Genomic DNA, 23,807 nt, shown 5'->3' on the forward strand with positions numbered 1-23,807 from the left:
CGGGGACGACGGTGTTTAGGGTAACTCAATAAAACTTGGGGCCAGGGAGCGCAAACTCCCTGACCCCTCGATGGTACTACCAAGGCTCGCCGCCCGCGCGTTCTTACAGCGTACGGGCCACTTCCTGGATTTCGAACACTTCCAGCTGGTCGCCCACCTGGATGTCGTTGTAGTTCTTCAGCGACAGACCGCACTCCAGGCCGGCACGGACTTCCTTGACGTCGTCCTTGAAGCGCTTGAGCGAGTCGATCTCGCCGGTCCACACGACCAGGTTGTTGCGCAGCAGGCGGACCGAGGAGGTACGCTTGACCACGCCATCGGTGACCAGGCAGCCCGCGATCGCGCCCACCTTCGACACCATGATGACCTGGCGGATCTCGACCTGGCCGGTGACGTGCTCGCGCTTCTCCGGCGCCAGCATGCCCGACATCGCTGCCTTGATGTCGTCGATCGCGTCGTAAATGATGTTGTAGTAGCGGATGTCGACGCCATTGGCTTCGGCCAGCTTGCGCGCCGACGCGTCGGCACGGGCGTTGAAGCCGATGATGACCGCCTTCGATGCGACCGCCAGGTTGACGTCCGATTCCGAGATGCCGCCCACGGCCGCGTGCACGATCTGCACCCGCACTTCCGAGGTCGACAGCTTCTGCAGCGAGCCCACCAGCGCTTCCTGCGAACCCTGCACGTCGGCCTTGATGATGAGCGGCACGTTCTTGACTTCGCCTTCGGCCATCTGGTCGAACATGTTCTCCAGCTTGGCAGCTTGCTGCTTGGCCAGTTTGACGTCGCGGAACTTACCTTGACGGAACAGCGCGATTTCACGCGCCTTGCGCTCGTCGGCCATCACCATCACTTCTTCACCAGCGGCCGGCACTTCGGTCAGGCCCTGGATCTCGACCGGGATCGACGGACCGGCTTCGGCGATCGCCTTGCCGTTCTCGTCCAGCATCGCGCGGACGCGGCCGTAGGACGAGCCCGCCAGCACGACGTCGCCGCGCTTGAGCGTACCGGCCTGCACCAGGATGGTGGCGACCGGGCCGCGGCCCTTGTCCAGGCGCGCTTCGACGACCAGGCCTTTGGCCGGGGCTTCGACCGGGGCCTTCAGCTCCAGCACTTCGGCCTGCAGCAACACGTTCTCAAGCAGCGTGTCGATGTTCTGGCCGGTCTTGGCCGACACCGGGACGAACGGCGAATCGCCGCCGTACTCTTCCGGCACCACGCCTTCGGCCACCAGTTCCTGCGTCACGCGGTCCGGGTTGGCACCCTGCTTGTCGATCTTGTTGATCGCGACCACCAGCGGCACGCCGGCGGCTTTTGCGTGGGCGATTGCTTCCTTGGTCTGCGGCATCACGCCGTCGTCCGCCGCCACCACCAGGATGACGATGTCGGTCGCCTTGGCGCCGCGGGCACGCATGGCGGTGAACGCCTCGTGGCCCGGGGTGTCGAGGAAGGTGATGGTGCCGCGCGGGGTGTCCACGTGGTACGCACCGATGTGCTGGGTAATGCCGCCGGCTTCGCCCGCGGCGACCTTGGCGCGGCGGATGTAGTCCAGCAGCGAGGTCTTGCCGTGGTCGACGTGGCCCATGACCGTGACCACCGGCGCGCGCGGGCTCGACTCGTAGTGAGTCTGCTCGCCCTGGTCGGCCAGGATCGCTTCCGGATCGTCCACCGCGGCGGCGTGCGCCTTGTGGCCCATTTCCTCGACCACGATCATCGCGGTTTCCTGGTCCAGCACCTGGTTGATGGTGCACATCTGGCCCAGCTTCATCAGCTGCTTGATGACCTCGGATGCCTTGACCGCCATCTTGTGCGCCAGTTCGGCCACGGTGATGGTTTCCGGCACGTACACGTCATGCACCTTCGCCTCGGTCGGCGCCTGGAAATTCGATTCGCGGTCTTCGCCATGCGAGCGACGGCCCTTGGCGCCACCGCGCCAGCCATCGCGGCCGACCGGCGCCGCGCCACGGGTCTTGATGCCCGCGCCGCCGCGCTTCTTGTCGTCCGACCAGGTCGAGGCCACATTGGCCGACTTGATCGATTTCTTGTCGCCCTTCTTGGCCGCGTCGCCGGGTTTGGCTTCCGCAGGCTTTTTGTCGGCCGGCTTGTGCAGCGTGCCTTCGGCCGGCTTGGCCTTGGCGGCCACCGGGGCCGGGGTCGGCTCCGGCGCCTTGATCACGCGGCGCGGCTGGCTCATCATCAGGCGGATCTGTGCGACCTCGTCGGCCACGGCCTTGCGCGCGCGCTCGGTTTCGGCGGCGCGTTCGGCGGCTTCCTTGGCGGCGGCTTCGGCCTTGCGCTTGGCTTCTTCGTCTTCGGCCTTGCGCGTGGCATCGCTCTTGGCGGCGGCGGCGCCGGCCGTTTCGGCGGCCTTGCGCTCGGCGTCGCGCTTGGCGGCGGCGGCGGCGTCACGCTTGGCTTGTTCTTCGGCGGCCTTGGCCTGGGCTTCCTTCTCGGCTTCCAGCTTGGCCAGGCGCTCCTGCTTCTCGCGCAGCTCGGCTTCCTGGCGCGCGATCAGCTCGCGCTGGCGAAGCGCCTCTTCCTCACGGCGCGCCACGTCGGCCGGATCGACTGCCGGAGCGGCCGCTTCCGCCGGGGCGGCGGCGGGCGCGGCCAGCTGGTCATCGCGCTGCACGAAGGTGCGCTTCTTGCGCACTTCGACCTGGATCGTGCGCGACTTGCCGGTCGCATCAGCCTGCTTGATCTCGGTGGTTTCCTTGCGCGTGATGGTGATTTTCTTCTTTTCGGTTTGCGTACCGGCGCCGTGCGTGCGGCGCAGGTGGTCGAGCAGCTTGTCCTTATCATCCTTCGACAAGGGATCTGACGTCGAACTTTTCTCGACGCCGGCAGAACGCAGCTGCGTCAGCAGCAGGTCTGCAGGCATCTTCAGTTCGGTGGCAAATTGGGCTACGTTGTTACTCGCCATTCAGTCCTCTTTTCTATGTGTCGCGACAGATGATAAGAAATGCTAATTACGCCTTGGCGGTGGCTTCCACCTGGCTCCAGGCTTTCGCCTGCAGCCCCTTGGCACGGTCGTCGTATTTGGCGTCGACCAGTTTCATCTCGTCGTCGGTCACATCGTTAAACTCGTTCTTGATCAGTTCGCGCGCGCGGTCGGTCGGCAGTGCCAGGATGGCGCCGAATTCGTCATAGGCCAGGCCGGCGAATTGTTCGAGGGTCTTGATCCCTGCCAGGCCAAGCTTGCCGGCGGTGGTGCGGTCCATGCCGTCCAGGTGGACCAGCGCGTCCTCCATGCCTTCCAGGCCTTCTTCGGAGGCGATCGCTTCGGTCACCAGCGCGTCGCGGGCGCGAGTGCGCAGTTCGTTGACGGTGTCTTCGTCGAACGACTCGATATCGAGCATTTCCGAAATGGGGACGTAGGCGATTTCTTCAAGGCTGGCGAAACCTTCCTCGACCAGGATGTCGGCCACTTCCTGGTCGACGTCCAGGCGTTCCATGAACAGCGTGCGGATGGCAGCGGTTTCCTGGGCGACCTTGTTGGCCGATTCTTCGGCGGTCATGATGTTGATCTTCCAGCCGGTCAGCTCGGACGCCAGGCGCACGTTCTGGCCCGAACGGCCGATCGCGATCGCCAGGTTCTCTTCGTCGACCACCACGTCCATCGCGTGCTTTTCCTCGTCGACCATGATCGAGGACACGTTGGCCGGGGCCAGCGCGCCGATGACAAACTGGGCCGGGTCTTCCGACCACAGCACGATGTCCACGCGTTCGCCGCCCAGCTCGCCGGTGACGGCCTGCACGCGCGAACCGCGCATGCCGACGCAGGTGCCGATCGGGTCGATGCGCTTGTCGGAGGTGTAGACGGCGATCTTGGCACGCACGCCCGGGTCGCGGGCGGCCGATTTAATCTGCAGCAGGCCTTGCTCGATTTCGGGCACTTCCAGCTCGAACAGCTTCATGATGAAGTCCGGCGCGGTGCGCGACAGGATGACCTGCGGGCCGCGCATATTGCGGTCGACGCGCAGGATGAAGGCGCGCACGCGGTCGCCGATGCGCAGGTTTTCCTTCGGGATCATCTGGTCGCGCGGCAGGCGCGCTTCGATCTTGCCGGATTCGACGATGGCGTCGCCGCGCTCCATGCGCTTGATGGTGCCGGTCACCAGGGCGTCGCCGCGCTCGAGGAAGTCTTGCAGGATCTGCTCGCGCTCGGCGTCGCGCACGCGCTGCAGCACGACCTGTTTGGTGTCTTGGGCGAAGCGGCGGCCGAATTCCACCGACTCGATCGGCTCTTCGATGTACTCGTCGACTTCGATGTCGGGGATCTGCTCTTTGGCTTCGAAGTGCAGGATTTCCTGGTCAGGCAGCTGCAGGCCGGCCTCGTCGGGAACGACGTGCCAGCGGCGGAAAGACTCGAACTCGCCGGTTTCGCGGTCGATGGACACACGGATGTCGACTTCGCCTTCGTAGCGTTTTTTGGTCGCCTGGGCCAGGGCGAACTCGAGCGCCCCGAACACGACTTCCTTATCGACGTTCTTTTCGCGCGCCAGCGCATCAACCAATAACAAAACTTCGCGACTCATGCTTTGCGGCTCCTAAAATCCACCTGCGGCACCAAACGTGCCTTGTCCAATTCGGCGAGGGTAAATTCCAACAACGCCGCACCATCCTTGCTATCAAATTCCAGACCGACCTTGTCGCCCTCGGGGGCGCGCAAGATGCCGGTGAAGGTCTTGCGGTTCGTGCCCGGGGCCGCCACGCGCAGCTTGACCGTGGCTTCGTAGCCGGCGAACCGGGCGAAGTCGGCCATCGTGCGCACCGGCCGGTCCAGCCCGGGCGAAGAGATTTCGAGCCGTTCGTAATCGACGTTTTCCACGGTCAGCACATGCGACAATTGGTGGCTCACGGTGGCGCAATCCTCGACCGTGATCGGACCTTTCTCGTCCGCGTCCGCGGCCGGGAAATCAATGTACACGCGCAAAATACCGCGTTCGCCGCGCTCGACGTCCACGAGCTCATAGCCCAGGCCGGCGACCGTCTTGGCGATCAATTCAAACTGCTGCACCGCACTTCTCCAGGGCGAAAAAAACCGTTCAACAAAAAAAAAATGGGCATCTGCCCATCTTTTTACATTCCCAACCAGATGAAAGCACTTGCACCACAAAAACGCTGGGAAGAACTTTGATTAGGCTGTGAATTATAACCAAATTCCTCATTAGCCGCAATCGACCTACTGCTAAATCAACAGCTTGGGCAAGCTTGTTGTTTTTATCACGCATGGGTGGAATGGTGCGGTGCAGTGTAACTACACCACCAAACCGTCGTCCCCGCGCAGGCGGGGGGCGATGTGTTTACAGCTAAAGGCGTTCGAGCAGCCCGGCGCCGCTTAGCCCCGGCGCCCGCGGCGCGGCAGGCCGTGCTCGGAGCCGCGCGGACCCTGGCCGCCACGGCGTCCGCCGCCGGTGCCACCGCCGAAACCAAAGGTGGTCTGCAGCGGATCCGGCTGGCGCGGGCGACCGCCATCGCCGCCACCGCCACCCGAGCGTTGCTGGCCGCCCTGGCCGCGGCCGCCGCCCTGTCCCGAGAACGGGTTGCCATTGCGATTGCCCTTGCCCGGCGCGTTGCGCGCGCCCGGCAGGTTCGACGATTGGTTCGTCCCGGCGCGCACCACCTGCGGGCCGAAGGGATCCACATTGCGGTTGGCGTCCGCGCGGTCCATGCGGTTGCCGTCGGCGCGGCGCGGATCCGGCTTCGGGCCGCCCTTGCCGGCCTGCTTGCCCTTGTCGGCCGAACCACCCTTCTTCTCGATGCCGACCGCGCCCATCAGCGCGCGCACCTCGTGCTCGTCGAGCTCGTCCCAGCGTCCGCGTTTCAGGCCGCTCGGCAGGGTCATCATGCCGTAGCGGGTACGGATCAGGCGCGACACGGTCAGGCCGACTTCTTCGAACATGCGGCGCACCTCGCGGTTGCGGCCTTCGCCGATCACCACGCGGTACCACCGGTTGACGCCTTCGCCGCCGCCGTCCTGCACCTTGCTGAAGGCGGCCAGGCCGTCATCCAGCTCGACGCCGGCCAGCAGTTTCTGGCGCATGCCTTCTTCCAGCTCGCCCAAGGTGCGCACCGCGTATTCGCGCTCGATGTTGTAGCGCGGGTGCATCAGGCGGTTGGCGAGGTCGCCGGAGGTCGTGAACAGCAGCAGTCCCTCGGTGTTGAAGTCGAGGCGGCCGACGGCCAGCCATTTGCCGGTCTTCATGGTCGGCAGGCGGTCGAACACCGACGGACGGCCTTCCGGATCGTCATGGCTGACGATTTCGCCGGCCTGCTTGTGGTACACCAGGACGCGCGGCGGCTTGTTGCTGGCCTTGCGCTGCACCAGCTTGCCGTTGATGCGCACGGCGTCGGTCGGCAGGATGCGCTGGCCGATGTGGGCCGGCTCGCCATTGACCGACACGCGGCCGGCGATGATCAGTTCTTCCATGTCGCGGCGCGAGCCGAGGCCGGCTTCGGCCAGCACCTTGTGCAGCTTGGGCGCGTCGTCCTCGGCGGTCAGGTCGCGGCGCGCCTTGGCCTTCTGCTGGCTACGGCCGCCTTCGCTGGCGTCGAATTCATCGGAGGTGACAAACGAGAACACGGCGTCGGCCGCATTGCCCTTGCCCTGCGGCTGGCCGCCCTTGGCAGCTTGCTGGTTGCCTTGCTTGTGCTTGCCCTGCTTTTGTTTGCCGTGCTTGTGCTTGCCCTGCTTTTGCCTGCCCTGCGGCTGCTCGGGCATCGCTTCGCGGACCGGCTCGGCGGCGATGGCGGCGGGCTGCTGCTCGGCTTCGGCCGGCTGCACGCGCGGTTGGGCCGTGGCGCGGGCCTGGCGCTGCTCGCGCATCTGGCGCGGGCCGCGCGCCTTGCGCTGGCCTTCCGGCGCGGGAGCCGCTTCCGCGGGCGCTGCCGCAGGAGCCGGAGCTGCCACGGCCGGCGCGGGTGCCGGCGCCGGCTCGGCGGCTTCGGCCTTCGGCGCGGCGGCCTTGCGGGTGCGCTTCGGCTTGGCGGCCGGCTGCTCGCCCTCGGGCTGCGCGGCGGCCTGCGCCTGCTCGCCTTCCGGCTTGGCCGCGCGCGGGCGGCGCTTCGGCTTGGCCGCGGCTTCCGTGCCCGCGTCCGCGCCAGTGGTCTCGGTGATTTCTGGATTCATCATTCGATTTCTTGGTTTTGCTGTTCAAGCACTGCCGCCGTTGCCGGCTCGGGCGCGCTGTCGTGAATCGGGACTTCAACGGGTGAAGTATCGGGTTCGGTTTCCAGCGCCGGCGGCTCCTCGCCAGGCTGGTCAAAATTCTGCTGCAGCGCCGCTTCCAGCGCTTCCAGGCTGCGGCCGTCCGGCATATCAGCCACCTGGTGCAGGGGCGGCAGCTGCGCCAGCGAGGCCAGGCCGAGGTCGTCGAGGAACTGGCGGGTGGTGCCGAGCAGCGCCGGCCGCCCCACCACCTCGCGGTGGCCCACCACGTCGATCCAGCCGCGATCTTCGAGCATCTTGATCGTCTGCGAGTTCACCGCGACGCCACGGATTTCCTCGATGTCGCCGCGCGTGACCGGCTGGCGGTAGGCGATGATCGCCAGCGTTTCCAGCGTGGCGCGCGAATACTTCGGCGGCTTCTCGTTGCTCAGCCGGTCGAGATACGGTTTCATTTCGGGCCGGCTCTGGAAGCGCCAGCCGGAGGCCAGGCTCACCAGCTCGATGCCGCGCTCCTGCCAATCCTGGCGCAGTTCCTCGAGCAGGATCTTGATCGTGTCCGACCCGACGCTGGAAACCGGCTCGCCACCCGCGTCGGGCTCGGCGAACAGCTTCTTCATCGCGGGGATGGACATCGGCTCGCGCGCGCACAGCAAGGCGGTCTCGAGGACCTTCTTGGCCTCATCAGTATTCATCGGTGTCGTCAGCGGGTCAATGCAATACAGGTGCAAAGAAAATATCAAACAAAAACCAGCTTAACGGCGACCGGCGGTCCTGGCGACAGGCACGCGGCGAAGTGATGCTGCACGTTGAAACTGGATTTCCTGGCCCGGCCTGGACGCCGGACGCTGGCGCCGGGATATGGCCCCGGCCACTTGGCAGTTCAGCCAGGCTGGCTGCACGCCCTTGATTTTCAAGTGAAACGAGGCCCGGGTGCGACAGGCAGGCCAGGCTGCGACGGCGCAGGGTGCGAGCGAACGACACCGTTTCATCCAACTGGCGGCCATTGTAACCGATAAAACGCGCCAATGGACAAGCGCGCCACGGATGGAACGCGCGGGCTCAGGCGCCCAGCTGTTCGGCCAGGATCGCGGAGACCCCGATGAAGGCCGGATACGGCGCCGTGATGACCCAGGTCGGCACCTGCGCCAGGTAGTCGGCGAAGCGGCCCTTGGCCTCGAAGCGCTGGCGGAAGCAGGAGCGGTCGAAGCGCTCGCCCAGGCGCGGCACGATGCCGCCGCCGATATAGATGCCGCCCTGCGCACCCAGCGTCACCGCCAGGTTGGCGGCCACGGTGCCGAGCATGCCGCAGAAAACTTCCAGCACCTCGTCGCACAGCGCGCACTCGCCGGCCAGCGCGCGGCGCGAGATTTCCGGCGCCGACAGCGCCTCGGCCTGCTCCATGCCGGCGGCGTGCGCCAGCGCGCGGTAGATCAGCTCGACGCCGGCGCCGGACAGCAGGCGCTCGGCCGAGACGTGCTCGAATTCGCCCCACGCGTATTGCAGGATCGCGAGCTCGCGCGCGTTGGCGGGCGAAAAGGTCACGTGGCCGCCCTCGCTTTGCAGCGCGGTGTAGCCGGCGCCGTTCGGGATCAGGCCCGACACGCCCAGGCCGGTGCCGGCGCCGATCAGGCCGAGCGCGGCTTGGGGACGCGCGGTGCCGCCGCCGACCTGGTGCTTGTGCTCCGGCGCCAGGTGCGGCAAGGCGCGCGCCAGCGCGTAGAAATCATTGACCACCACCAGCGTGTCGAACCCGCAGGCGGCGCGTAGTTCCGCTACGGAGAACTCCCAATGGTGGTTGGTCATGCGGACAATGTCCCCATCGACCGGGTTGGCGATCGCGATCGCGGCATGGCGCACGGCGCCGGCGGCCGCCACCTGCGGCAGCGCCAGATAGGCGCGCAGGGCGTCGGCCAGGGTGGCATAGGCCTCGCAAGCCAGCACTTCGATCTGCTCGATGTGCCCGGACGCCAGTTGCAGCGCGAAACGGGCATTGGTCCCCCCGATGTCGGCCAGCAGTCGCGGGCCATCGGCACGCGGGGAAGCGGATTGCTGGGACGGAACGTTGTGGGTAGAGACGATCATGGGAAACCTGCATATGGAACAGGTTCCCACTTTAAAGGATTGATTAACCCAAACGCAAGTAATTTGTAGTTTAGGTACAGAGTTTAGTATCTAAACGTCGCAAATTGTCTGAAGCTTGCCCGCGAAAAAGTAGTCAAGCTACCTGATTCGGGGTTCCAGCCTGTACGCAGCCGCAGTTGCCGGGCTGAGCCGCCGGAGCGCCCGCATGCGCGTTCCAGGCATCCAGGCCGCCCTTCAGCGGCCGGGCGCGGTGGAAACCGTTGGCCAGGAACTCTTTGGCGACCTGGGCGGCCGTGATGTCGTTCGGACAGCTGCAATACACAACGATGTGGCGGTCCTTGTCGAGCGAGGCCATCAGCTCGTCCTGCTTGCCGTCGAAATACACCAGCGCGCCCGGGATAGAGGCATCGAGCTGGCGCGCCGTGATGCCGCGGGCGTCGACGATCACCGGGTCGTGGCCGCCGTCGATCAGCGCCTTCAGCTCGTCGACGCTGATGCGCGGCACGCCCAGCTGGCGCAGCAGGCGGCGGCGCTCGAGATACTTGTACAGCACGAACAGGATGAGCAGGCCCAGCAGCACCTGGAGCGCGCGGGAGCCCATGCTTTCGAAGATATCCAGCACGTCGTCGACGCTGTTGTGGAAGACCGCGCCCAGGCCGAGGCCGACGCCGCTCCATAGCAGGCCGCCGGCCACTGACAGCCACAGGAAGCGCGCGGTGGAGGTGCCGAGGGCGCCGGCGATCGGCGGCGCGACCGTGTTGAAGCCGGGAATGAACTTGGCCACCACCAGCGACTTGGGGCCGAAACGGTTGAAATTGTCCTCGGTCTGGCTGACGCAGGAATCGGGCGACAGCGAGATGCGGCACAGCAGGCGCAGGATGCGCTTGCCGTAGTAGCGGCCGGCGCGGAACCAGAAATAATCGCTGGCGAGGCAGGCCAGCACGCTCGCCAGCAGGCACAGCGCCCAGTTGGCGTGGCCGTCCCGCGCCAGCGCGCCGGCGACGATCAGCACCGGGAAGGCGGGAATCGGCAAGCCGATCTGTTCGACCAGGACGATGCCGAACACGAGCAGCAGGCCGTAGGTCTGGACGAGGTGGGCGAGGTGGGACATTGGAGAATGGTAGCCGAAATGGCGAACACGCGCTCGCCGTAAGCGCTGTCCGTCACCAAAAAGAGAACGCCGTTCCCGCGCAGGCTGGAACGACGGTAAAAAAACTGTTATGCCCCGCGCGGAATCGCAGCCAGCAGCTGGCGCGTGTACGGCTGCTGCGGATTACGATACAGCTCGTCCGAATCGTTCAGCTCGACCACACTGCCGTGATGCATCACCATCACCTGGTCGGAGATGTACTTCACCACCGACAGGTCGTGCGAGATGAAGATGTAGCTCATCTTGTACTCGTCCTGCAAATCCTGCAGCAAGTTGAGCACCTGGGCCTGCACCGACACGTCCAGCGCCGACACCGACTCGTCGCAGACCAAAATCTCCGGCTTCATGGTCAGGCAGCGCGCGATCGCGATGCGCTGCCGCTGGCCGCCGGAAAACTCGTGCGGATAGCGGTGGAAGGCCTGCTCCGGCAGCCCCACCCGCTTGAGCAGGTAGTGCGCCATCTCGACCCGTTCGCGGTCGTTGGCGCCGATCTTGTGGATGCGCATCGGCTCCAGCAGGATCTGCCCGACCGTGAAGCGCGGATTGAGCGAGGCGTATGGGTTCTGGAAGATGATCTGGATGCGCCGCTTGTAAGCCTGGAATTCGCGCTCGTCCATCGCCAGCAGGTCGCGGCCCTCGAACAGGGCGCTGCCGCCGGTGGCGCGATGCAGGCGCAGCAGCGTCAGGCCGACCGTGGTCTTGCCCGACCCCGATTCGCCGACCACGCCCAGCGTCTTGCCGCGCGCGAGCGTGAACGACACGTCCTTCACCGCCTTGAATTCGCGCTTGCCGAACAGGCCCTCGCGCAGCCAGAAGCTCTTGGCCAGGTTGCGCACCTCCAGCACCTTGTCGTCGCCCGGCGTGTAGCCGCGTTCGCGCTGCGGCAGCGCGATGCCCGGCGCCGCGCTGCCGTTCAGGTAGTCGTCGATCACCGGCAGCCGCACGGGACGCTCGTCCAGCTTCGGCCGGCAGTGCAGCAGCGCACGCGTGTAGGCGTCGCGCGGTTCGCCGAACACCTGCGCCGCCTCGCCCTCCTCGCGCACCTCGCCGTGGCGCATCACGATCACGCGGTCGGCGATCTCGCCCACCAGGCCGAGGTCGTGGGTGATGAACAGCACCGACATCTGCAGGCGCTTTTGCAGCCGCGCGATCAGCTCCATGATCTGCTTCTGGATGGTGACGTCGAGCGCGGTGGTCGGCTCGTCCGCGATCAGCAGCTTGGGCTCGCAGGCGATCGCCATCGCGATCATCACGCGTTGCTGCTGGCCGCCGGACATCTGGCTCGGATAGGCGTCGATCTTGTCGGCCGGGTCGGGGATGCCGACCTCCTCCAGCAGCTCCAGCGTACGGGCGCGCGCCTGGCGCGCGCTCATGCCCATGTGCCGGCGCAGCACCTCGCCGATCTGGAAGCCGACCGTGAACACCGGGTTCAGCGAAGACATCGGCTCCTGGAAGATCATCGAGATGTCCTTGCCGCACAGCGCGCGGCGCTCGCGCGTGGACAGGCCGAGCACTTCGCGGCCGTCAAACAGGATCGAGGAGCGCGGATCGATGATCGTGGTTTCCGGCGGCAGCAGGCCCATCACCGCCAGCGAGCTGACCGACTTGCCGCTGCCCGATTCGCCCACCAGCGCCACCGTCGCATTGCGCGGCACCACGAACGAAATGCCCTTCACCGCTTCGAAGGTGGTCTTCTTGTCGACCTTGAACGACACGCGCAGATCGCGCACCTGCAGCAGCGCCGTCATGCCTTCACCTTCGGGTCGAGCGCGTCGCGCAAGGCGTCGGCGAACAGCGAGAACGCGGTGACCAGCAGCGCCATGCTGCTCGCGGCCGCGGCCAGCTGCCACCATTTGCCGAGTATGAGTTCGTTCTGCGCCTCGTTGAGCATGGTGCCCCACGAGACCGAGCCGACCGGCACGCCGAAGCCGAGGAAGGACAAGATCACTTCCGCCTTGATGAAGCCGACCACCAGGATCGACATCTGCACCAGCGCCACGTGCGACACATTGGGGAAGATGTGGCCGAACATCTTGCGCCAGCTGGAGGCGCCGATGGCGTCGGCCGCCATCACGTATTCGCGCGCCTTGTGCTTGATGTACTCGGCGCGGATCAGGCGGTACGGCCCGGTCCAGCCGGTCAGGCCCAGGATCAGCACGATGGTCAGCACGCCCTTCTGCTGCAGCACCGCGGCCACGGTCAGGATCATCAGGATCGACGGGATCGAGGTGAACACGCTGTAGAACCAATTGAACACGTCGTCCACCACGCCGCCGTAGAAGCCGGAGACGGCGCCGAACAGCGTCCCCAGCGACACCGCGACCAGCGCCGCCACCAGCCCGACCACCAGCGAGGTCTGGCTGCCCTTGATGGTCTTCTTGATGATGTCGTGGCCCCATTTGTCGGCCCCGAAGGGCAAGGTCGCGCGGCGCGTGTGCTGCGCCGCCGGGCCGAGCTTGTCGAGCTGCGCGCGCAGTTCGCGGATTTCCGGCGCCAGCGGGTCGAAGGCGTTGTCCGGCACCGGCGCGGCGGCCGCGGCTTGCGCGGCCTGCAGGCTGGCGTCGGGGCCCATGAAGGTGGGCGGCGCATAGTTGACGCCGACTTCGTTTTCCCAGTCGGATGCGACCAGGCCGGCGGCCGACAAGGTCGCCATCAGGATGAAGGCCACCACCACCGCCAGCGCGGCCATCGCCAGCCGGTCGGCGCGCAGGCGGCGCCAGGCCAGGGTCCACAGGCCGGGCGAGCCGGCGTGGGCATTCAGGACAGGCATTCCGCTCATTTCAGCTGCACCCTCGGGTCGACCGCCTGGTACATCAGGTCGGCCAGCAGGTTGAACACCATGGTCGCGACGGCTACGTAGACCGTGATCGCCTTGATCACCGGGAAGTCGCTGCGCTCGACCGCGAGGATCACTTCGCGCCCGATGCCGGGAATGCCGAAGAAGCGTTCGAGCAGGAAGGCGCCGATCAGCAGCGCCGGCAGGTTCGACATGACGTAGGTAATGATGGGAATCGCGGCGTTGCGCAGCACGTGCACCCACATCACGCGCCGTTCCGGCAGGCCCTTGGCGCGCGCGGTGCGCACATAGTCCTGGTTGACTTCATCGAGCACGAAGCTGCGGAACAGGCGCAGGGTCGGCGCGATCGACACCGCCAGGCCGATCAGGATCGGCAGCGTGGCGTAGCGCAGCAGGTTCTCGGTGAAGTGCTCCCCCCAGCCCTGCACCGGGAACAGGCCCAGCTTGTAGGCGAACAAGTACTGGAACACGATGATGTAGACCAGGATCGAAATCGACATGCCGACCGTGCAGGCCACCATCACCATGCGGTCGGTGAGCGAACCGCGCACGAAGGCGATGGCCAGCGCCAGCGCGATGCCGAAGAAGGTTTCAAGCACCGTGAGCGGCACCAGCACCGTCAGCGACGGCCCGAGGCGGCTGGCGATGATGTGGGCAACCGGCTCGCCGGTGCTCCAGGCATTGCCGAAGTCGAAAGTGGCGATCTGCTTGATGAAGATCCACAGCTGCACGTAGTACGGCTCGTCGATGCCGAGCTGGCGGCGGATATTGGCGATCGCCTCGGCGTTGGCCATCTTGCCGGCCAACAGATAGGCCGGGTCGCCGCCCACCCAGTTGAACAGTACGAACACCAGCAACACGACGCCCGCCATGGTCGGCACCATCTGCCAGAGCCGCCGGAGGATATAAGCAAACATGAAGGAATACGCCGTCGGAAAGGCGTAACAATAACCGATATCGCTCGTCAGTTGACAGCAAAAAAGTGGGAACGACGACAGCCCATTAGGGCCGGGAATTGGTCGATAACAAAAACTCTTGTATGTACCAACAGACATCATGCACAATGTCGGAGATACATTGTGGCAAATGATTTTTTTGCTGCACTGCGATGTCCGGCCAGGCGCTTATCCGGCGCCCAACCGGCCGTCGCCGCGGTTCTACCCTGGACTCGCGCAAGGTTGTTCGTTGGCTCCGGGGCCGGCGAATCGACTGGATGATTTGCCGCCGACTAGTTCGGCGGCTTTTTTTTGTGCGCTGTCTGCATCCGGTGCAAAAGAGATACCGTCGTTCCCGCGTGCGCGGGAACGACGTTATGATTTTTTGCGCTTGAGCTTACGCCTCTTCGCGCAGCCGGCGCTGGCGCACCGACGCGGCCAGGTCTTCCAGCACCTTCACGCTGGTGTCCCAGTCGATGCAGCCATCCGTGACCGACTGCCCGTAGACCAGCTCCTTGCCGGGCACCAGGTCCTGGCGGCCGGCCACCAGGTGCGATTCGACCATCACGCCGACGATGCGCTCGTCGCCCGCCGCGATCTGGCGGCCGATGTCGGCGCATACCGGCACCTGGTTCTCCGGCTTCTTGCTGCTGTTGGCGTGCGAGGCGTCGATCATCAGGCGCGAGGCCAGGCCCATGGCCGATATCTGCTGGCAGGCCGCCTCCACGCTGGCGGCGTCATAGTTCGGCGTCTTGCCGCCGCGCAGGATGATGTGGCAGTCCTCGTTGCCGGAGGTGGACACGATCGCCGAGTGGCCGCCCTTGGTCACCGACAGGAAGTGGTGCGGCTGCGAGGCGGCCTTGATCGCTTCCACCGCGATCTTGATATTGCCGTCGGTGCCGTTCTTGAAACCGACCGGGCACGACAGGCCGGAGGCCAGCTCGCGGTGCACCTGCGACTCGGTGGTACGGGCGCCGATTGCACCCCAGCTGATCAGGTCGGCGATGTACTGCGGGCTGATCACGTCGAGGAACTCGGTGCCGGCCGGCAGGCCCAGCTCGTTAATGTCGCGCAGCAGCTCGCGTGCCATGCGCAGGCCGTCGTTGATGCGGAAGCTGTTGTCCATGTACGGGTCGTTGATCAGGCCCTTCCAGCCGACCGTGGTGCGCGGTTTTTCGAAGTACACCCGCATGATGATTTCCAGCTCGCCGGCGAAGCGGGTGCGCTGCTCGGCCAGGCGGCGCGCGTATTCCATCGCGGCCTTCGGATCATGGATCGAGCACGGGCCGATCACCACCATCACGCGGTCGTCCTGGCCGTGCAGGATGCGATGCAGCGCCACGCGCGCATTGGCCGCGGTCTGCTCCGCCGCCGGGGACACGGCAAACTCGCGAATCAGGTGCGCGGGCGGTGTCAGTTCCTTCATTTCGCGGATGCGTAAGTCGTCGGTGCGTGGCATTGCTGTTCTCCGTGTTCTGGACAGTAAAAATGAAAAAACCGCCATCGCTGGCGGTTTTGGAATTTTGTTCGGACTCGTTCTGCTGATGCGTGAACCTGCCGCTACTCCACCGCCTGACGGCTGGAATGGCTAAAGTGAAAATACCAGGTAAATACGAACAGGCCGCGCATGGGTTTCCTCAATGGTTCAAACGACTATACCCCCAAGTTGCGCAACTTGGCAAGCCCGGACCGCGATTTGTCAAGGGGCGGCCCTGCGTTCGCTGCCGCGCACCTCGAAGCGCACGGTGGCGCCGGGCGTGCCGGCGGCGTCCACCAGCTCCAGTTTGTGCTCGCCGATGCGCGGGCGCCACGCATAGCTTTCGGCCGCCCCGCCGAGTACTTCGCCGTCGAGGCGGAACGACAGCCCGGCCCCGGCCTGCGCCTGGAACAGCACGCGCTCGCGCGCCTCCGGGATATCGGGATCGACCGCCAGGATGCTGCCGTCGACCGGGTAGACGATGTCGGGCAGCCGCGCGCCGGGCGGCACCAGTTCGACGCGGGCGATTTCGGTGCCGCGCACGAACCACTCGGCGCGCTCCGGCTCGACCGCCGGGCGGAAGGCCACGGTTTGCCGCAGCAGGCCTGGTGGCGCGGCGGGCGCCCTGCCCGGCCGGCCGCGATGCAGATAGTCCATCACGTCGCGCCACACCGGCGCCGCGCCCGACACGCCGGACACGTCCCACATCGGCTGGCCGTCAAAATTGCCGACCCAGACGCCGACTGTGTAGCGGTCCGAGAAGCCGACGCACCAATTGTCGCGCATGTCCTTGCTGGTACCGGTCTTCACCGCCGCCCAGAAGCCGGTGGCCAGTTCGTTCGACAGGCCGAAGGTGACGCTGCGCGCGCCGCGGTCGGAAAGGATGTCGGCCACGATGAAGCTGGCGCGCGGATCAAGCAGGCGGCGCTTCGCTTCCGGCGCGCGCGAACGCAGGGTGACGCTGCCGGCCGCGCCGCCGTTGGCCAGCGTGCGATAGGCATTGGTCAGCGCCAGCAGCGACACGTCGCCCGAGCCCAGCGCCAGCGAGTAGCCGTAGAAGTTCGCGGATTCGGTCAGGCTGTCGATGCCCAGCTCGCGCAGGCGCTCGTAGAAGCGGTCCAGCCCCGTCAGCATGAGCGTGCGCACCGCCGGCACGTTGAGCGAGCTGGCCAGGCTGGTGCGCACGCTGGTGTAGCCCTTGAAGCCCTTGTCGTAGTTCTGCGGGACGTACAGGCCGCCGCTGCCGGCCGCGATGTCGACCGGGCTGTCGTCCAGCAGCGAGGCGGCGGTCAGCAGGCCGCGCTCGATCGCCAGTTGGTACAGGAAGGGCTTGAGCGTGGAGCCGGCCTGGCGCAGCGCGGTCACGCCATCGACCTCGCTGCCGCCGGCATTGCCGACCCAGGCCAGGATCTCGCCGCTGGCGTTGTCGATGACCAGCACCGCGCCCTGGCCCACATTGCGCTCCGCCAGTTCGGCCAGGTGCCGGTGCAGGGCCTCGCCGGCGAAACGCTGCAGGCTGGCGTCGAGCGTGCTTTTCACCGGGCCGGCGCCCGTGCCCAGCAGCTTGCGCGCGATCGCCTGCGAAGGCTGCAGCACCGCCTGCTCGCCCGGACGGCCGAGCGCCACCTCGGCCTGCCAGGTGACGGCGGCGCAGTCGTCGGCTGACCGGATCTCGCGCGCCAGCGCGCAGGCGCGGGCCGCCACGGTACGCACCGGGGCGCCGGGCGCGCGCAGCAGGCTGGCAAGGATCGCGGCCTCGCTGCGCGTCAGGCCGGACGGCGCCTTGCCGAACAGGCCTTGCGAGGCCGCGCCGATGCCGACCAGCTCGCCGCGCCAGCCGACCAGGTTCAAATACGCTTCGAGGATCTGCTGCTTGCTCCAGCCGGCCTCCAGTTCGCGCGCGGCGAATGCCTGCTTCAGTTTCTGGGCCATGCTGCGGCCGTCGCCCGATGCGCGCAGGGACGGATCGAGCAAGGCCGCCAGCTGCATGGTGATGGTCGAGGCGCCGCGCGGCCGGCTGCGGAACAGGTTGTCCCACGCGGCCTGGCCCGCGGCTTTGAGGTCGATGCCGCCGTGCTCCATGAAGCGCTGGTCCTCGGCCTGCATCACCGCCATGCCCAGCGCCGGCGAGATATCGGCCAGCGGCACCCAAGCCGTCCGCCGCGCGTGCAGGTCGATGCGCACCGATTCGATCGGCTGGCCGTGACGGTCGAGCAGCTGCGCATCGGACGCGCGGTAGGCGGCCTTCACTTCGGCCGGCGTGGGCAGCACCGCACAGGCGGCACGCGCCACCAGCAGCGCGAGGAGCAGCCAGCGTTTCATCAGCGTCCCACCGCCACCGCCGCGTTGGGCAGTTCGCCGAACATCTCGGGGCTGTACATCGCCTCGACGCGCGTCGGCGGCAGGCTGAAACGGCCTTCGTTATTCAGGCGCACCGTGTACTCCACGCTCCACTTCCCCTTCGGGACGAACTCGTAGTAGGCGCGGAACACGTCGGCCTTACGCTCGATGAAGTCCGGCTGCACCCAGCCGCGCTGGCGCTCGCCGCTGACGGCAATCTGCGCATCGCGCGCGAGACCGGTGCCGAGGATGCTGGCGCTGGCCGGGATCGGGTCGCTCACCACCACCCAGCTCATGTCGGACTGCGCTTCCACATCCAGGTGCACACGGTAGATATCGCCGCGCTTCCACACGCCGGCGGACTGCTGCTCGACCGGCGTGACGGTGCGCGTGATGCGGTAGCCCGAGGACAACGGCGCGTTCAAAGGGATCGCCGCCCTGCTCTGCACCGTCACCCACGGCTTGCCCGTGCCCTCGTGGCTGAGCGTGAGTTCGGCCGCGCGCGCGGGCCACGGCAGCAGCGTTGCGCCGGGCACCTGCACGCTGCGTTGCTGGCCGCCGAGGGCCGCGCTGCTCTTGCCGGTCACCGGCACCGATTCGAACTTGTCCGAGAACCTCTCCAGCGCCAGGACACCCCAGGCGTTGGCGACGGTGGTGCGCCAGTGGCCATGCTGCTGGCGTCCCAGCGCGCCACGCGCCAGCCGGCCCATGTCCGTCTTCCACGAAGGATTGTCCAGCAGCGCCAGCAGCAAGCGGTTGGCGTTGACGTCGGGCGAGGCCATCAGCCACCACCAGTCATCGCTGCGCTCGGTCGAGAATCCCATGGTCGTGCCCTGCAGGTTCAAGCGCGCACGCAGGATGGTCTCGGCCTGCGCCAGCCGTTGCGCGCGGTCGCGGATCGCGGGCGAGCGTTGCAGGACCAAATACCAGTCGATCACCGCCGACGTCGGCCACAAGTCGGGCGCGATCTCGAACGATTCGACCAGCTCCGGCCGCACCGGCCGCGTGCGCGACAACGCTTCCAGCGCGGCGAGCTTGCGCACCGATAGTTCGCCGGTCGCCAATCCCGAGCCGCGCGTGATCCTGCCCTGCACGAAACCGAGCAGCGCCGCTTCCATCCTTGCCCGCGCCTCGGGCGGCACCGCGTAGCCGGCCTCCTTCGACACCGACAGCAGGTAGGCGGTCAGACTGTCGCTGCCCTGGTCCATGGTGGAGAAGTACTTGGCCATCCCATCGCCATCGAGCAGCGTCGGCAGGGTCGCCATCACCGCGTCCCAGCGCTCTGGATCGCGCAGCGCGACCGCCTGCGACACGCGCTGTTCGAGGCAGATGTAGGGATACGCTTGCATGTACTCGCGCACGCCAGGCAGCTCGCCGCCGAGCTTGGGGCTGAAGCTCGCCTCGATGCCGCCATGGCCCGGCAGCGCATCGGCGGGCCGTTCCACCGTCATCGACTGCTTGCCATCGAGCTGCAGCAGCGTGGCCTGCAGGGTGCGGGTCGGCACCGCCGCCTCGACCTTCTGCGTGATGCGTACGCGGTCGCGCGCATCGCCGGCCACCGCCGTGACGTCCCACTGCAAGCTCGAGGCCTGCGGCACGCTGATGTCCCAGCCGGCTTCCTGCGCCTGGCCCGGCGCCAGCGTGATCGCCTGTTCCGGCAGCACCTGCGCGCGGCCCTTGTCGGCACTGAACTGCGCGCCGAACTGCACCTGCAGGGCCGCGTCGGTGGTATTGCGCAGCGTGAAGCCGGCGTGCAGGCGGTCGCCTTCGCGCACCAGCTTGGGCAGGCCGGCCATCAGCATCAGGTCCTGCGTGCTGCGGATATCCACCTGGCCGGTGCCGAACATGCCGCTACCGGCGCTGGCGATGGCGACGATGCGGAAGCTCGTGAGAGAATCGTTCAGCGGCACCTGCACCGAGGCCTCGCCATTCGCGTCCAACGTCACCTTGCCCTGCCACAGCAGCAATGTCTCGAACAGTTCGCGCGCCTGGCCGCGGCCGCCGCCACCGCCGTGCGGCACCGCCTTGCGGCCGAAGTGGCGCTTGCCGACCACCTGCATCTGCGCGGTGGCGGTCTGCACCTGCAGGCTGCGCGGATTCATCATGATCGACAACAGGTTCCAGCTTTCGTTGGGCATCAGTTCAAGCAGGCCCGCATCCACCGCGGCAATGGCCACCGCCGCGCCGGCGGGCGGCGCGCTGCCGTCTGGCCGCGCGACCTTGATCCTCACGCTCGCCCGTTCGCGCACCTTGTACACCGGCTTGTCCGTCTCGACGCGCACCTTCAGTTCATGCTCGCCCCATCCGACCTTCACCGGCGCGATGCCGAGCTTGTAGGCAGGCTTGCCAAGATCGACCAGCGCCGTCGGCGCCACGCCGGCGACCCGGCCGCGCACCAGCAGTGCCGACACGAACACGTTCGGCGCGTAGTTGCCCTTCACCGGCAGCGTGATCACCGGATCCCTGGCGCTGATGCGGCGCACGTAAGTGTCGAGGATGCCTTCGCGCTGCACCGTGACCAGCGCGGTCGCCTCGCGGAAGGGGCTGCGCACCTGGAAGCGCATCTGCTCGCCGGGCTCGTAGCGCTTCTTCTCGGGCAGCAGGTCGATGCGGTCGTTGTCGGTCACCTCGAACCAGTTGTCCTCGCGGGTGCCGGTCCATACGCTGGCATTGGTCACGGACGCGCGCCCGTCCGCATCCTCGGCGCGCGCGCGCAGGATCAGGTTGCCGCTGGCGGGCGCCTTCACGTCGCACAGCAGCAGGCCACGGCTGTCGGTGAGGCCGGCGCAGGCTTCGCCGACGCGCTCGATCTTCGTCACGTTTTCATAGGCGTAGAAGCCGCCCACCAGGCGCCGCCGGTGCGAGAAATAGGAGCGCTTGAACACGTCCACGGTGGCCTTGGCGCCGCTGACCGGCTTGCCCGCCACATCCAGCACCGCGACCTGGAACTTGAGCTTGTCGCGCGCCTGCACCCAGCCGTCGGTGCGGATGCCAGCCACGTAGCGCGAAGGCCACAGCGGCACGCGGGCGGACACCGTTTGCGTCTCGCCGTTGGCGTCCTGGTAGGACAGCTCGGCCAGCAGCGCCTTCGGCTCGTCGCTGTGCGCCAGCTGGTCCACCAGCACGCGGGCGCCGCCGGCGCGGTCCAGCACCAGCTGGCGCGCACGCGGCGTCTCGCTGCCGGCCTTCTCGCCATCCTCGTTCCACTCGCCTTCCTCGTCGTCGAAAGTGGCGCCCGGCTTGACCGTGCCTTCCTTGACGTCGCCGGCGGCGAACGCGAAATCCTCGTAGCCGCTGAAATTGACCGAGCGCTCGACCTGCATGGTGCGCAGGGTGACTGGCGCACCACCCGCCGGGCCGCCGGACAGGTAGCTCACCTGCGCATCCAGCGTGACCGCGCCCGGCGCCACCTGCGGCTCTTTGGGCCCGGACACCGCGGCGCGCATGGTCGGCACACCGAACTGCTCGACGCGGAACCGGCCGGAAGAACGATCGCCAATCATCACTTCGTACACGCCCAGCTTGGCGTCCGCCGGGATTTGCCACTCGCCATAGGCATTGCCGGCAGCGTCCCAGCGCAGCGCCTGTTCGATCTTCTCGCCACTGCCCTGGTGGACCAGGTAGGCCGTGCCGGGCTGCTGAATATCGTCTGTGACGAAGGCGAAACCAGCGCCGGTGTGGCGGCGCAGGAAGTGCTTCATATGGACCGTTTCGCCGGCGCGCAGCAGCGTGCGGTCGAACACGGTGGCGGCGATGCGGGTGTCGTCGAAGGGACTGCCGGTGGGCAGGTTGAAGCGCCAGGGCTCGATGCCGCGGTTCCAATCCGACAGCGTGAAGGTGAAGTCATCGCCCTTGCGCGCGCTGATGTAGTACTCGTCGGTCCACTTGCACACCGAAGGGGGCAGCTCGGCCGCGATGTGCGCGATGCCTTCGGCGTCGCTGGCGCCGCTCCAGACCTGCTGGCCCCGGCAATTGCGCACGACGACCTCGGCGCCGCCGACCGGCTGGCCCTTGTCCAGCGAGGTCACCCACACCAGCGAGGATTGCGCGCCGTGTTCGAAATGCGCCGTCATGTTCGTGACCAGCGCGGCGCTGCGCACATAGGCTGTCGTACCGGGCTTGTCGAGCGCCGCGCCCAGGCGCGGGCTGGCCAGTTCGACCACGTAGAAGCCGGGCCGCTTGAGCGGAATGCCGACCACTTCGAGGGCGCGCTTGCCGTTCGGCTTGGGCAGGCGGAAGCGCTGGGCGCCGGCGTCGTCCTGCAGCAGCGGCGTCTTCAGCTCCTTCTCGCGCGGGAAATCGAATGTCCAGCCGCCGCCTTCGCCGGACATTTTCTTGAGCCAGTCAATCACCTGTTGGTCCTGCCCGGCGCCCAGGCGCAGGCTCGATCCCGCCGTTTGCATGCGGCCCGCCAGCGACGGCTCGACGTTGCGTACCGTGACCGGCAGCATGCGGTCGCCTTTCGCTTCGATGATGCCGAACGGCGCCGCGAACTTGACCAGCGGCGGCTGTTCATCGGTGCGCATCTCCATCGGGAAGCGGGCCGCGTTGACGAGGGTGCGGCCGGCGTCGTCCTTCAGTCCCGGCGGCAGATGCAGCTTGAGGCTGGCGCGTTCCGGGAACGGGCCTTCGAAGCGCACCATGTTGACGAATTCTTCGTTCTTCTCAAAGCGCTCGAATTGGGCCTTGAAGCGTTTGCCGCCGGGCGCCTGTACGTAAGCTGCGGCCGCATCATGCGCCGCCACCGGTGCCGAGAACGTCAACCGGATCGGCATGAAGGGAATGCACCCGCCCTTGGCGTGCAGGCGATCGCAGCTAGCCTTGGCGCTGAAGTCGGGCCGCGTGTGGAAGGCCAGCTTGTGCTCGCGCGCGGTGGCCATGCCGTTGTCGGCCGCAATGCCGGCGCCCCAGACCAGGGTGACGTCGCGGTCGGCCGGCAGGGTGCGGCGGCATTGCAGGACCTGCACCGGCAGCTTGTCCTTGGCGTGGTTGCGCATCGTGGCTTTGGCGCGCCAGACCACGCCGTGCGCCCTGAAATAGACCTCCAGGTAGCGGTCGAGCAGGTCGCGGCGCAGCGCGAGGTAGCGTTCGCGCTCCTCGCCCGTGATCACGCGCACGCCGATCTTTTCGTTGACGCCGTCGGCGCTGCACCATGCGTTGGCGGCCACCGTGTCTGCGCGCGGCACGGCGTCGAGCATCAGCATGAAAACCTGCTGCTCGTCGATATTGCCGGCGCCCTCGCGCGGCAGGCTTTGCACCACCTGCGGGCCGCCGGTGGACAGGGAGAACGTGCGCTCGCCCGCCAGCGGCGCGCCGGCCAGGTCATGCGCATCCTCCTTCAGCGTGAAGCGGCATGCCACCGCACCCGGCAGCGCGCGATCGAAATCGTAGCTCCAGATGCTGCCGTCGACCCAGCGTCCGTGACCCGGCACGGCGCAATCGACCGAGAACGGGTCGGCCGCGCGCAGGTCTCCGAACGCCACCATCTGCGTTGAAAAACGGGCGGTCACCTGCCGCACCTGCTTGACCACGCCTTGCGGCGAGAACTGCTGCACCATCGGCGCGGCCACGGCGGCCCCGCACAACAACATCAGCGACATCGTGTAGAGCAAGCGGCGCATAGGTTCTCCATCGCCCGGATGGGCATTCAGAGAATTGTTACAAGGGCAACTAACTGTGTCAACTGGCTGATCAGCTAGCGGTGTGCGTCGCCGAAGCGGCAGCGAGCTTTCGGCGACCGGTTGCGACAAGCCCACAGCGATCCCACGCGAACTGTTCACGCTTGAGAGATATCAGACCGCCACGGGGCGCGGGTGCAAGAGTCGCATCATCCACTACCACACATGGAGTCTGGA

The 23,807-nt window shown here is 66.9% G+C and carries 13 protein-coding genes; all 13 read right to left on the bottom strand.

Annotated elements, in window-relative coordinates; translation table 11 throughout:
- Positions 1 to 103: 103 nt before the first annotated feature.
- On the bottom strand, positions 104 to 2,923 hold the full coding sequence (gene infB / locus NX778_RS14985) for a translation initiation factor IF-2 (RefSeq protein ID WP_258812551.1): 2,820 nt from the start codon (positions 2,921 to 2,923) through the stop codon (positions 104 to 106).
- A 46-nt stretch (positions 2,924 to 2,969) separates the two neighbouring features.
- Positions 2,970 to 4,538, bottom strand: coding sequence for a transcription termination factor NusA (gene nusA, locus NX778_RS14990; protein WP_258812552.1), 1,569 nt, complete (start codon positions 4,536 to 4,538; stop codon positions 2,970 to 2,972).
- The gene (rimP, locus tag NX778_RS14995; protein WP_258812553.1) at positions 4,535 to 5,020 is read right to left on the bottom strand and encodes a ribosome maturation factor RimP; all 486 of its coding nucleotides are present in this window, start codon (positions 5,018 to 5,020) and stop codon (positions 4,535 to 4,537) included. The genes nusA and rimP overlap by 4 nt, the downstream gene beginning before the upstream one ends.
- Positions 5,021 to 5,341: 321 nt before the next feature.
- Positions 5,342 to 7,132 (bottom strand): 23S rRNA pseudouridine(2605) synthase RluB, encoded by a 1,791-nt coding sequence (rluB, locus tag NX778_RS15000; RefSeq protein WP_258812581.1) that lies wholly within the window; start codon positions 7,130 to 7,132, stop codon positions 5,342 to 5,344.
- A complete protein-coding gene (gene scpB, locus NX778_RS15005; RefSeq protein WP_258812554.1) occupies positions 7,132 to 7,863 on the bottom strand; it encodes an SMC-Scp complex subunit ScpB in 732 nt (243 codons plus the stop codon). The genes rluB and scpB overlap by 1 nt, the downstream gene beginning before the upstream one ends.
- A gap of 367 nt (positions 7,864 to 8,230) precedes the next feature.
- On the bottom strand, positions 8,231 to 9,253 hold the full coding sequence (locus NX778_RS15010) for a glucokinase (protein ID WP_258812555.1): 1,023 nt from the start codon (positions 9,251 to 9,253) through the stop codon (positions 8,231 to 8,233).
- 133 nt (positions 9,254 to 9,386) lie between these two features.
- The gene (locus tag NX778_RS15015) at positions 9,387 to 10,364 is read right to left on the bottom strand and encodes a DedA family protein/thiosulfate sulfurtransferase GlpE (protein WP_258812556.1); all 978 of its coding nucleotides are present in this window, start codon (positions 10,362 to 10,364) and stop codon (positions 9,387 to 9,389) included.
- A 107-nt stretch (positions 10,365 to 10,471) separates the two neighbouring features.
- Positions 10,472 to 12,151 (bottom strand): ABC transporter ATP-binding protein, encoded by a 1,680-nt coding sequence (locus NX778_RS15020; RefSeq protein ID WP_258812557.1) that lies wholly within the window; start codon positions 12,149 to 12,151, stop codon positions 10,472 to 10,474.
- Positions 12,148 to 13,182 carry an ABC transporter permease gene (locus NX778_RS15025; RefSeq protein ID WP_258812558.1) on the bottom strand — a complete coding sequence of 345 codons (1,035 nt, stop codon included), beginning with the start codon at positions 13,180 to 13,182 and terminating at the stop codon, positions 12,148 to 12,150. The genes NX778_RS15020 and NX778_RS15025 overlap by 4 nt, the downstream gene beginning before the upstream one ends.
- Entirely contained in the window at positions 13,179 to 14,117 is a 939-nt protein-coding gene (locus tag NX778_RS15030) for an ABC transporter permease (RefSeq protein ID WP_258812559.1), read from the bottom strand. Before NX778_RS15030 ends, NX778_RS15025 begins: the two co-directional genes overlap by 4 nt.
- A gap of 415 nt (positions 14,118 to 14,532) precedes the next feature.
- Positions 14,533 to 15,594: a 3-deoxy-7-phosphoheptulonate synthase AroG gene (gene aroG / locus NX778_RS15035; protein ID WP_258812560.1), complete on the bottom strand. Its 1,062-nt coding sequence runs from the start codon at positions 15,592 to 15,594 to the stop codon at positions 14,533 to 14,535.
- Positions 15,595 to 15,834: 240 nt separating this feature from the next.
- The gene (gene pbpC / locus NX778_RS15040; RefSeq protein ID WP_258812561.1) at positions 15,835 to 17,934 is read right to left on the bottom strand and encodes a penicillin-binding protein 1C; all 2,100 of its coding nucleotides are present in this window, start codon (positions 17,932 to 17,934) and stop codon (positions 15,835 to 15,837) included.
- Positions 17,934 to 23,573: an alpha-2-macroglobulin family protein gene (locus NX778_RS15045; RefSeq protein WP_258812562.1), complete on the bottom strand. Its 5,640-nt coding sequence runs from the start codon at positions 23,571 to 23,573 to the stop codon at positions 17,934 to 17,936. Before NX778_RS15045 ends, pbpC begins: the two co-directional genes overlap by 1 nt.
- Between the last annotated feature and the right edge of the window lie 234 nt (positions 23,574 to 23,807).

Origin of the sequence: Massilia terrae, from assembly GCF_024753145.1 — a bacterium.
In the GTDB taxonomy this organism is placed as follows: Bacteria; Pseudomonadota; Gammaproteobacteria; order Burkholderiales; family Burkholderiaceae_D; genus Telluria; species Telluria terrae.